This window comes from Stappia sp. G46H5W, assembly GCF_058448995.1.
The window spans coordinates 581,628-591,734 of record NZ_JBZFLL010000004.1 but is presented as its reverse complement, the minus strand read 5'-3'; the positions used below and the strand labels follow the sequence as shown (position 1 = coordinate 591,734).

At 65.8% G+C, this 10,107-nt stretch carries 10 protein-coding genes; 2 read left to right on the top strand and 8 right to left on the bottom strand.

All coding sequences use genetic code 11. The features are described from left to right. Positions 1–698, bottom strand: a 698-nt coding sequence (locus ACVJ6E_RS15595; RefSeq protein ID WP_491676481.1) for an SRPBCC family protein, incomplete at its 3' end; no start/stop codon positions are given. 251 nt (positions 699–949) lie between these two features. Between ACVJ6E_RS15595 and ACVJ6E_RS15590 the strand changes: the two genes are divergently transcribed. Next, positions 950–2,128, top strand: a complete 1,179-nt coding sequence (locus ACVJ6E_RS15590) for an FIST N-terminal domain-containing protein (RefSeq protein WP_199681240.1) — start codon at positions 950–952, stop codon at positions 2,126–2,128. Further along, on the top strand, positions 2,125–3,477 hold the full coding sequence (locus ACVJ6E_RS15585) for a hybrid sensor histidine kinase/response regulator (protein ID WP_120269297.1): 1,353 nt from the start codon (positions 2,125–2,127) through the stop codon (positions 3,475–3,477). Before ACVJ6E_RS15590 ends, ACVJ6E_RS15585 begins: the two co-directional genes overlap by 4 nt. 23 nt (positions 3,478–3,500) lie before the next feature. On the opposite strand, the gene ACVJ6E_RS15580 is transcribed toward ACVJ6E_RS15585, so the two are convergent. From ACVJ6E_RS15580 to phnE (ACVJ6E_RS15550), 7 genes are all read right to left on the bottom strand, one after another. After that, positions 3,501–4,217 carry a response regulator transcription factor gene (locus ACVJ6E_RS15580; protein ID WP_120269724.1) on the bottom strand — a complete coding sequence of 239 codons (717 nt, stop codon included), beginning with the start codon at positions 4,215–4,217 and terminating at the stop codon, positions 3,501–3,503. Between the two features lie 164 nt (positions 4,218–4,381). Then, positions 4,382–5,116, bottom strand: a complete 735-nt coding sequence (locus ACVJ6E_RS15575; protein WP_158592696.1) for an FkbM family methyltransferase — start codon at positions 5,114–5,116, stop codon at positions 4,382–4,384. Between the two features lie 163 nt (positions 5,117–5,279). Next, the gene (phnN, locus tag ACVJ6E_RS15570) at positions 5,280–5,861 is read right to left on the bottom strand and encodes a phosphonate metabolism protein/1,5-bisphosphokinase (PRPP-forming) PhnN (RefSeq protein WP_120269299.1); all 582 of its coding nucleotides are present in this window, start codon (positions 5,859–5,861) and stop codon (positions 5,280–5,282) included. A gap of 3 nt (positions 5,862–5,864) precedes the next feature. Beyond that, complete coding sequence (locus ACVJ6E_RS15565) at positions 5,865–7,004, bottom strand: alpha-D-ribose 1-methylphosphonate 5-triphosphate diphosphatase (protein WP_120269300.1); 1,140 nt, start codon at positions 7,002–7,004, stop codon at positions 5,865–5,867. Between the two features lie 30 nt (positions 7,005–7,034). After that, positions 7,035–7,727, bottom strand: a complete 693-nt coding sequence (locus ACVJ6E_RS15560) for a DUF1045 domain-containing protein (RefSeq protein ID WP_120269301.1) — start codon at positions 7,725–7,727, stop codon at positions 7,035–7,037. A gap of 125 nt (positions 7,728–7,852) precedes the next feature. Beyond that, on the bottom strand, positions 7,853–9,199 hold the full coding sequence (gene phnE, locus ACVJ6E_RS15555) for a phosphonate ABC transporter, permease protein PhnE (RefSeq protein ID WP_120269302.1): 1,347 nt from the start codon (positions 9,197–9,199) through the stop codon (positions 7,853–7,855). Position 9,200: 1 nt separating this feature from the next. After that, positions 9,201–10,058: a phosphonate ABC transporter, permease protein PhnE gene (gene phnE, locus ACVJ6E_RS15550; protein WP_120269303.1), complete on the bottom strand. Its 858-nt coding sequence runs from the start codon at positions 10,056–10,058 to the stop codon at positions 9,201–9,203. Positions 10,059–10,107: the final 49 nt, after the last annotated feature.

The following is a 10,107-nucleotide window of genomic DNA, read 5'->3' as shown; positions in this document are numbered from 1 at the left end:
GCCGCAAGACCCCACACCATCGGGCCGCCGAGAAAACCACGGCCCGCCGCCGCCTCGACCTCGGTCTCGACCTCGCGCGCCGTCTTCACGACCCGTTCCTCCGCCTCGTGCACCGCATCAGAGACCGCCTCGCCGACATCGCCGGGAAGCCGCGACAAAGCCGCGCTCTTCGCCGCCTCGATCTCGCCCGCATCCGGCTCGTCCGCGAACGCCGCAGCACCAGCGCCAGCACCAGCACCAGTCTCGCCCGACGCCGCGCCGCCCTCCACGATCTCCTTGAACTTGCCGAAGAACTCGTCCGCCATCTTGCGCGACGTCGACACGATCAGCCGGCTGCCAAGCTGCGCCAGCTTGCCGCCGACCTGCGCCTTCACCGTGTAGCTCAGCACCGTCTCGGCCCCGTCCTCGGCCAGCGACACATCCGCCGCGCCCTTGGCAAAGCCGGCAACCCCGCCCTTGCCCTCGCCGACAATCGTGTAGCTCTCAGGCGGGTTCAGGTTCTCAAGCGTCACCGCGCCCTTGAACGTCGCCTTCACAGGCCCGATCTTCGCAACGACCGTCGCCGTCATCTCCCGATCCGAAACCTTCTCAAGCTCCTCGCAACCGGGAATGCACCGACGCAGAACATCCGCATCGTTCAGCGCGGCCCAAACCGCACCGCGACCTGCCAAAATCCGATACTCGCCAACCAAATCCATGAAAGCTCCTCCCGGCCCGGCCTCTGGCGTCAAGATGCCTGGCAGGCCGTTTGCCCGGTCTCCCTCCAGGCGCCCTCAGGAAAAGGCAGCGCACCCCCCTTGTACACTGTACTTTCGGTCAAAGCCGAACGTCTGCTTGTCACGTCGAAGCGAGCGGACCTAGACTGGGCCGTCGCCACAGCGCCATCCGGGAGCCGGCCTTGCCGGCAGTCCGGAACGGGGAGATGGCGGGCGGCGCGAGGGAGGAAAACGTGCAGCCGAACGGCGGCATCGAACACGCCTGCGGCGTCATCGCGCTCGATTGCGACGACCCGGGCGATGCGGGATACTGGGCTCGCGTGGCCGCCGCGCGCGAGCGCAATCGCGCGGGCTTTGCCCTGGTGTTCTTCTCTTCGGCGCGCTTTGCAGCCGAGGATGTGACAGCTGCACTGGCCGCGACATGCCCCGACTTGCCCTATGCGGCCTGCTCCACTGCAGGGGAGATCACCCGAAGCGGCATCTGCGAGGGCAATCTCGTCGTCATTCTCTTCCCGGCCGCCCGCTTTCGGATCGCCGCCCACAGGATCCTGGACATTCGCCGCGCCGGCATGGAGAGGATCGTGGCACAGGTCAGCGAGGCCAAACGCGGGTTTCTCGGCCCCGCCGCCGCAAGCCCTGCCAACACATTCGCCCTGTGCCTGATCGACGGCCTGTCGTTCGCCGAGGAATCAGTCACCGCCGCGCTTCATTGGGGCCTCGACGACATTCCCCTTCTGGGCGGGTCGGCCGGCGATGACATGCGCTTCGGCGCGACGACCCTGCTGCTGGACGGGGAACCGGCAAGCAATGCCGCGATCCTGATCCTGGTGGAGACGCAGGTTCCCTTCCACATCTTCAAGACCGACAATTTCGTCCCGACACCGGACAAGCTGGTGGTGACCCGGTCCGATCCCGACAGGCGCATCGTCCACGAGTTCAACGCAGCCCCAGCCGCAGAAGAATATGCCCGTGTGATCGGCATGGATCCGCAGAGCCTGTCGCCGATGAGCTTCGCCTCGCATCCGCTCGTCGTACGGGTCGGCGGGGAGTACTACTGCCGCTCGGTCCAGAAGATGAACCGCGACGGCTCGCTTTCCTTCTTCTGCGCCATCGACGACGGCATCGTCATGACCGTTGCCGAACCGGCCGGCATGACCCGCACCACGCGTGCCGCCTTCGATGCGGTGCGCGAGCGCATCGGCGGCATCGACTTCGTACTCGGCTTCGACTGCGTTCTGCGGCGGATCGATGCCCGCAACCGCCAGGTGACACACCGCATCGCCGCGATCTATCGTGAGAACAAGGTCATCGGCTTCAACACCTATGGCGAACAGTACCTGTCGATGCACCTCAACCAGACCTTCACCGGCATCGCCTTCGGTCTGGGACAGAGCGGCGGGAGCGGTCCGTGAGCATTCTCGACATCGACGACGCGGAACGCCTGAAGCGCATCAACGATGCGCTGATCAATCGCGTCGAGCGCGCGATGGATCAGCAGCGCAATGCCTTTTCGCTGTTCCAGACCGCCATCGCGCTGGAGGGACAGGTCCGCAGGCGCACAGACGAGTTGACCTCCACCCTGCGCAATCTCGAGAAGACCAACGCGGAACTTGCCCGGCAGAAGGAAATCTCGGAGCGCGCCGACCAGTCGAAGACACGGTTTCTCGCTGCCGCAAGCCATGACGTGCTGCAACCCCTGCACGCGGCCCAACTGACCATGTCGGCACTGTACGACCTGCAGGAGAGCGAACGCGGCCGGGCGATGGTCATGCAGGTCGAGCGCTCGCTCGACACCATGAACGAGCTGCTGCACACGCTGCTCGATATTTCCCGCCTCGATGCCGGAGTGATGGTACCCGACCCCACGGCGGTGCCGCTGGTCCCGGTCATCGAGTCGCTGCTGTCCGATCTGCGCCCCATCGCCGAGGCGAAGGGCCTGCGCCTGCAGACCTCGATCACCGGGGACCATGTGCGCTCCGACCGGACCATGCTGCGGCGCGCCCTGCAGAACCTGATCTCCAACGCCATCCGCTACACCGACCGCGGCGGCGTGCTGATCGGCACCCGGCGGCGCGGCAACATGGTGGCCATCGAAGTGGTGGACACGGGCTGCGGCATCCCGCTCGACCAGCGCGAGCTGATCTTCGACGAGTTCCACCGTGGGCCGGCAGCCAAGGGCCATGCCGGGCGCGACGACGACTGCGCTCTCGGCCTCGGCCTTTCCATCGTCCGCCGCCTGGTGACGGCACTCGGCCACGAACTCAGCCTGACATCGGAAGTCGGCAAGGGCAGCCGTTTCCGCATTCTCGCCGAACGGTGCGAGCCGCCTTCGCCCGGCAAGGCCAGGCCGCAAGCGGCCCAGCGGCCGGCCAGCGATGCCACCCTTGCCGGCCGGCGCATTCTGCTGCTGGAAAACGACATCGAGGTGACCCGTGCCATGTCGACCCTCCTCGACGGATGGGGATGCGAACACCGGATCGCAGCGTCGCAGGCCGGAGCGGACGAACTGCTGGACGAAGGCTTCGTGCCCGAGCTGATCATCGCCGATCAGCATCTCGACCATGGCGACCAGGGCACGCGAACGGTCGCGGCACTGCTGCAGCGCCTGCGGCGCCGGGCCCCGGTGATCCTTGCCACGGCGGATATCTCCGAGGCAGTCGTGAAGGACGCGGCGAACCTTGGCGCGGAATTCATGGCCAAGCCGGTGAAGCCCGCACAGCTGAGAGCGCTCATGGCGCATCTGCTGGCCGCGGCACCGTAGAGGCGGCCAGCAAGTGAAGACGGTCAGGCGCCGGCCTTGCTGCTCTTGCCGTGCGCAAAGGGGTCGAAGAGATCGGGGCCCGAAATCTGTTCCAGCTTCGACATCTCGATCACCACCTGGGTGCGGCTGAAGACGTTGAGCTTCCGCAAGATCTCCGAGACGTGCGCTTTCACGGTGGTCTCGCCCACCTCCAGCTGGTAGGCGATCTGCTTGTTGAGCAGCCCGTCGCAGATCATCCGAAGCACCTTGAGCTGCTGCGGCGTCAGCGTGGCCACCCGGTCGATCATGTCCTGGGCATGTGCGTCGATCTGGTCGTCGCTGCCCGCCAGAAGATCGTCGGGCACGAACACCGCACCGTTGATGACTTTCTGGATTGCGTCGGCCAGGGCCGCCTTCTTGGCCGACTTCGGGATGAACCCGGCCGCCCCGTAGGCGATCACCTGCGAGATGACCTTCCGCTCCTCATGACCCGAAACAACCACCACCGGAAGACGCGGAAAATTGGTCCGCAGGTGCAAAAGCCCGTCCATGCCGCGCACGCCCGGCAGGTTGAGGTCGAGCAGCGCTAGGTCGAAACCGCCTTCCGCGGCAAGAATATCACAGGCTTCCGACAGCGATGCGGCGTCCTGGGTATCGGCATCCGGATAGGCCTGCGTCACCGCACTGTGCAGAGCCTCTCGAAACAACGGATGATCGTCGATGATCAGGAATTTGGCCATGGCACCAGATTGAACTGACATGTCGGTCTCTCCGACCATCGCATCAAATGCGTGATCTTCAAAGGCTTTGTCCGCAAGAGGCCGACAAGCGCCGGCACACCCTGACAAGGAGTGTCGCCAAGCATCGACACCCCGACAAGCGGACTAAAGAACGAGAGGAGTGGAGCGCAGGGTCGCGGGAACGCTCAGGCGAAGCGGGTAAAGAGCTCCGCCTCGCTGCTTTCGCTGTCGCCGACGGCCTCGAAGCACACGACCGGCCCCTCCGACAGGGCGGCATTGTAGGCAAAGCCTTCCGCGCACAGGCCGGAGAAGATCTCGATCATGCCGGCCTTGCCGATCTTGTGCGGATGCACTTCCAGCACGATGCGCTTGAGGCCACCGACACGCAGGTTTCTGAACAGGTCGAGTTCCGCGCCCTCGATGTCGGCGATGAGAACCGTGATCCCCTTGTCGGCAATAAAGGCCGAGGCATCCACTGCCGGCACGCGCACAGTCTCTGTCACGCCCTCCTGGTCCTGGCCGATGCCGGAGCGCCAGAACTCACGGTGCAGGGTGAACTCGACGAAACCCGTCTTGAGGATCTGCGGATCGGAAACGAAGGCCGCGTTGATCACCTCGACGCCGGACACACCGTTCTTGCGGTGCGTCTCGCGAATATGCGGGATGAGACGGGCATCCGCCTCTACGGCGGCGTAGTAGGCAGGGCCGACATTGCGCATGACGCCGGCCGAGATGAAGCCGATGCCGGCGCCAAGCTCCAGCACCCGGTCGTCCTTGCGCACGAAGCGCGAAGCCATCGACAGCTCGGACGCCTCGTAGCGGCCGCGCCGGATTTCCTCGATGATGCGATCATTGGCAACGGTCTCGTCCAAAGACAGCACCAGCCCGCTGGTGCGATGGGTTACCAGTTGCCCCGACATCCGATCCACTCCGTCCTTCGGCATGCGATGGCGCCACGGCCCGACCCGCAACCAACTGCATCCGTATTTTTGTCAATGCTCGCAATGCGAGCAATTCCATACTTCTTGTCGCAAAGCTTCGGGCCTTGCGCAAGAGCCGCAGTGGATGGCGATACCGAGAAGATCAGCGGGGTGCCGGATCGGCCAGTTCGAGAATGGCGGCAACCAGAGCTTCGGCCGCCTCGTCGAGTTCGCCGCTATTGTCGATTGTGCAGGCGGGGGCGACCGGAAGCTGCTCCTTGGCCCGCGCGATGCGGGCGGCAATCTCGTCCGCGCTCTCACGCCCGCGCGCGGCCAGCCGCGCGGCGAGCACCTCCGGCGCTGCGGTGATCTGTATTACCGCGAATGTCGGAAACCGCTCCTTCATGCCCGCCAGAGCCTTGCGCGACCCGTTGATCACGGCGGGATGCCCTCTTGCCAGATGGTCAGACAGGGAGGCAGGAAGCCCGTAGCCCAGCCCATGCGCCCGCCAACAATAGGCGAAAGTGCCCGCGCGCTCCGCCTCATCGAACGCTTCTGCCGTGATCGGCAGATGCTCCTCGGCATCCGCACTGGCCGGCCGGGTGATCGACCGGCGCACGAAAAGAACATCCGGTCGATCGGACAGGGCGGCGCGTGCCCGCGAAAGCAGCGTGTCCTTGCCGACCCCGCTCGGTCCGACGACGGCGATCAGCGGCCCCTGCCCGCCCGAAGCTGCCCCCTGCATCGGTCAGACCACCCGGTTGCCTTCGCGCCACACGGTGCGCACGATCGGAATGTGCTCCTCGACGCGGACACGCACCAGGTCGGCGCGCTTGCCGATGGCAATCTCGCCGCGGTCGTCGAGCCCGGCGGAGCGGGCCGGCGTGCGCGTGACCATGGCAATCGATTCCGGCAGGTCGATCCCGTCGACCACCTCGCCCAGGAAGAAGGCGGACTGGATGAGGCTGAAGGGGATGTAGTCCGACGACAGGATGTCGAGCAGCCCGTTGGCTGCAAGATCTCGCGCCGAGACATTGCCGGAATGCGAGCCGCCGCGCACCACGTTGGGAGCGCCCATCAGGACCGCCAACCCCTGCGACTTGGACGCCCGCGCGGCCTCCAGCGTGGTCGGGAATTCCGCAACGCGGATCCCCAGTTCCACTGCCTCGTCGACATGGGCGTCGGTCGCATCGTCGTGGCTGGCCAGCATCACCCCGCGTGCCCTCGCGCGCTCGGCGACGATCTTGCGGTTCTTGTCGGACCAGGTTGCCGACTGGGCCATCCGCCGCTCGCAGAAGTCGTTGAACTCCGCGTCGCTCATGCCCCGCTTGCCCTTGTAGTAGACCGCGTAGGCTTCAAGGCTCACGAACTGGCGCTGCCCGGGCGAATGATCCATCAGCGAGGCGATGCGCACGCGCGGATCGTTCTCGAAAACCTCGAAGCTCTCCAGGCAATTGGGCGCGGACACTTCGCAGCGCAGGTGGATGAAATGCTCCGCCCGCAGCCGATCCTTCGCCATGCCCGCCTCGATGGCATCGGCCAACCGCCGCATGTCGGCATCGGTGATGTCGGTGTCCTCGTCGAGCCCGACGCGCAGGGCATCGAAGACCGTGGTGATGCCGCTGGCAGCGATCTGCGCATCATGGGCGCAGACGGCCGCGATAGGATTCCACCGGACCTTGGGGCGCGGCGCATAGTGGTTTTCCAGATGATCGGTATGCAGCTCGACCAGCCCGGGGATCACATAGTCGCCGCCCATGTCCTGCGCGCCCGGCAGCGACGAGGGGCCGCTGTCGATACCCGCGATGCGGCCGTCGCGCAGATGCAGCGAGCCCTCGACAACCTGGTCGGCCAGCACGATCCGGGCATTGGTCAGTATGGTATCCATCGGTCCGTCTTTCTCGAAGGGAACGGTCTGTCAGCCGCCTGTTCCCGCAAGCGGCGCCTGATGCAGGCAGATGAAGGGAGCACCTGGAGCCGGCTCCGCGAAGATCGCCAGCCGGTCGAAGGCAACCGGGCTCGCCACCAGTGCATCGAACTGCTCGTCCAAAGCCCGGCGAACGGCAACTGCCGTCTCGCCGTCCAGCCGGTCGCTGAGCGTCATGTGGAAGCGGAATGCGTCGAAAATATAGGGATAGCCCCAGCTCTCGAGCAGCTCCCGCTGGTGCGGCGACAACCTCTCCGGTCTGCGGCGCGCGATCTCCGCCTCGGTAAGAGGCGCCCGGAACGGCTCGAAGTGCCGCACGATGCCGCTAGCCAACCCGTTCAGCTCGTCCACCGGGCCGGCGGGCGTCAGCGCGAAGAAGCCGTCGAGGTCCGACAGCTTCAAGCTCACGGGAGCGATGGGCCGCGTCGTGCCGCAGAAGGCATCGAAAGCGGCAACCAGTTCGTTCTCGCTCCGCCCTGCAGCCAGACGGAACGGCGCCTTCAGCGTCCCGTGAAAGCCGTAGCGCACCGCAGAGGCGATCAGGCCGGCCCGGGCCTGCGGCGAGAACCCGCCGATATCCGCCGGCTCGACCGTACGGCCGAATGCGCTGCGGCCGAGCCAGTCCTCGGCCGCGCGGACCAGCGGATGCCCGGCATCGGGCGTGAAGTAGATCGCGTATCGCATACGTTCCGCTTTTCGTGGAGCCGAAAGCCGGTCAGGACATCTGCGCCAGGGGCCGCAACGCCATGCACCGGCTCCGGTGACGGGCAGGACCTGCCGGGAGAGTCCCCGACAGTAAGCCGTCAAACTTACGTCCGACCGGTCCGACCGATCAACAGGCCTCTGAGCCATCCGGACAGGCTGTCCATCGCCATCACCATCAGGACGATAAGGACGATGTAGTAGCTGACCTCCTCCCAGTCCTTCTGGGTGATGATCGCCTGGGTGAGCAGCAGGCCGATACCGCCGCCGACGATGGCACCGATCACGGTGGCGCTGCGCGTGTTCGATTCCAGGAAGTAGAGAACCTGGCTGAGCAGCACCGGCACGATCTGCGGCATCACGCCGAAGCGCGCCTGCTGGATCGGCGAGGCGCCGGTCGACTGGACACCTTCTACCTGCTTGCGGTCGATGTTTTCCAGCGCCTCCGAGAACAACTTGCCGAAGGAGCCGGTGTCCGTCATCAGGATCGCCAGCGATCCCGTCAGCGGACCGGGCCCGAAGGCGCGGCTGAGGATGATGGTCCAGATCAGCCCGTCGACGCCGCGCACGAAGTCAAACACACGCCTGAGCGCAAAGCGCACGATCCGTGCGGGCGTGAAGTTGGACGCGGCGAGGAACGCGAGCGGCAGTGCAACCAGCGCCGCGCCCATGGTTCCCAGGAACGCCATCAGTACCGTCTCGAACAGAGCCCAGGCGACGTCACCGTGCCGCCACATCTTGTTGGTCCAGAATTCCGAGAGCATGTAGGCGATGTTCGGCCTTGCCGGATCGATGCGCTCGCCCGAGACGGCGAGACCTGCCAGCTCGGACACCGACCGGCCGCTGAACGGACTGTCGAGCGTGAAGAAGAACAGCTCCCAGCCCGGCTCGTAGCGGAAAGTCTCGGTCCGGTTGCGGGTCATCGAGAACCGCCCCTGTGGTGTCGTCGCGGTGACGCGGGCGGACGATGCGTTGATCCAACCCGGAACCTCGCCCTCCGGCAGTTCCAGACGGATGCCCCGCCCCTCCGGCTCGACGCGGATCACGCCGTAATCGGGAACAGTGAAACGCGCGCCCTCGCCCTCGTAGACGACTTCGTAGCCCTCGCCGAGATCGATCCGGGAGACGCCATCCTGCATGCCTACCCAGTCGGGCAGACGGCCGGGCGGATAGGTGCCCTTGTTCTCGCCTTCGATGGCCACGGTGACGTTGCCGGTGCGGTTGTCCCGCGTGACATGGGTCTTGTGGCTCCAGAAGTCGGACAGGAGGATCGCCGCATTGTCGGTCCTCGCATTGGCGACGATGCCCGGAATGTCGAAGGCGAAGAACACGTAGGCCAGGTAGAGGAGAACCACCGCAGGGATGGTGAAGGCAAGCCGCCGCTTGCGGTCGAAGGCGGCAACCGCCGCGTCGCCGAGCGGGCCGGCCTGCGCTGTGGAGATCATGGCAGTCATGTCAGTGCCCCTTCACCAGCTTGTGCCGGAAATGGCTCGACACCTGGTCGATGACGACGATGGTGGCGAAGAGCAGCAGGAAGATCGCGACAACCTGGTCGTAGCGGCCCTGCCCCCACTGCATCGCTGTCTTGAGGTCGTAACCGATGCCGCCAGAGCCGACGAAACCCAGAATGGCGGAGGCACGCACATTGATCTCGAAGCGCAGGAGCGCATAGGAAAGCCAGTTCGGCAGGACCTGCGGCAGCACGCCGAGCCACATCGACTGGCTCCAGCTCGCGCCCGCCGAGGCGAGCCCCTCGACCGGCTTGCGGTCGGCGTTCTCGCTCACTTCCGAGAACAGCTTGCCCAGTGCCCCCGTGGTGTGGAAGGCGATGGCGATCATCGCCGGCACCGGCCCGCCGCCGAGCAGAAAGATGAGCACGAGGGCGATGACGATCTCGGGGATCGCCCGCATCGCATCCATCAGCCTCCGGAACACGGGGATCAGCGCGGGAAACCGCGCCAGCCCGCGCGTCGACAGCAGCGACAGCAGCGCGCCCCCGCAGGCTCCGATCAGCGTCGCCACGCCGGCAATGTTGATGGTCTCGATCAGGGACGGCAGAAACGTCCACATCAGGCCCGGCAGGTTGCCGGCCTTGGCGATCGCCTCGCTCACCACCTCTGACGGGAAGTCGAAGAACTGGTGGATGCCGGCCCAGAAGCCGCCGGCATTGCGGGCATCGGCAAGCTGGAAGCCCGATACCATCAGCAGGGTGAAGACCAGCAGCAGGATGCCGCTGTACATCTGCCGCTGGCGGGCATGGGCGAGATAGTCGGCGCGGATATCGCCCGACCTAGCGGAAGCCGTGTCCGTCATGAAGTCCTGCTACCATTGGCATGGGCCAAAGCGCACGGGCGGGACCAAG

Bases quoted from the DNA above. Each gene is read 5' to 3' on its own strand.
- ACVJ6E_RS15575 (WP_158592696.1), bottom strand. From the start codon at position 5,116: ATGTCGGGGCAACTGGTAACCCATCGCACCAGCGGGCTGGTGCTGTCT.
- ACVJ6E_RS15560 (WP_120269301.1), bottom strand. From the start codon at position 7,727: ATGCGATACGCGATCTACTTCACGCCCGATGCCGGGCATCCGCTGGTC.
- phnE (WP_120269303.1), bottom strand. From the start codon at position 10,058: ATGACGGACACGGCTTCCGCTAGGTCGGGCGATATCCGCGCCGACTAT.
- phnE (WP_120269302.1), bottom strand. From the start codon at position 9,199: ATGACTGCCATGATCTCCACAGCGCAGGCCGGCCCGCTCGGCGACGCG.
- phnN (WP_120269299.1), bottom strand. From the start codon at position 5,861: ATGCAGGGGGCAGCTTCGGGCGGGCAGGGGCCGCTGATCGCCGTCGTC.
- ACVJ6E_RS15580 (WP_120269724.1), bottom strand. From the start codon at position 4,217: ATGTCAGTTCAATCTGGTGCCATGGCCAAATTCCTGATCATCGACGAT.
- ACVJ6E_RS15565 (WP_120269300.1), bottom strand. From the start codon at position 7,004: ATGGATACCATACTGACCAATGCCCGGATCGTGCTGGCCGACCAGGTT.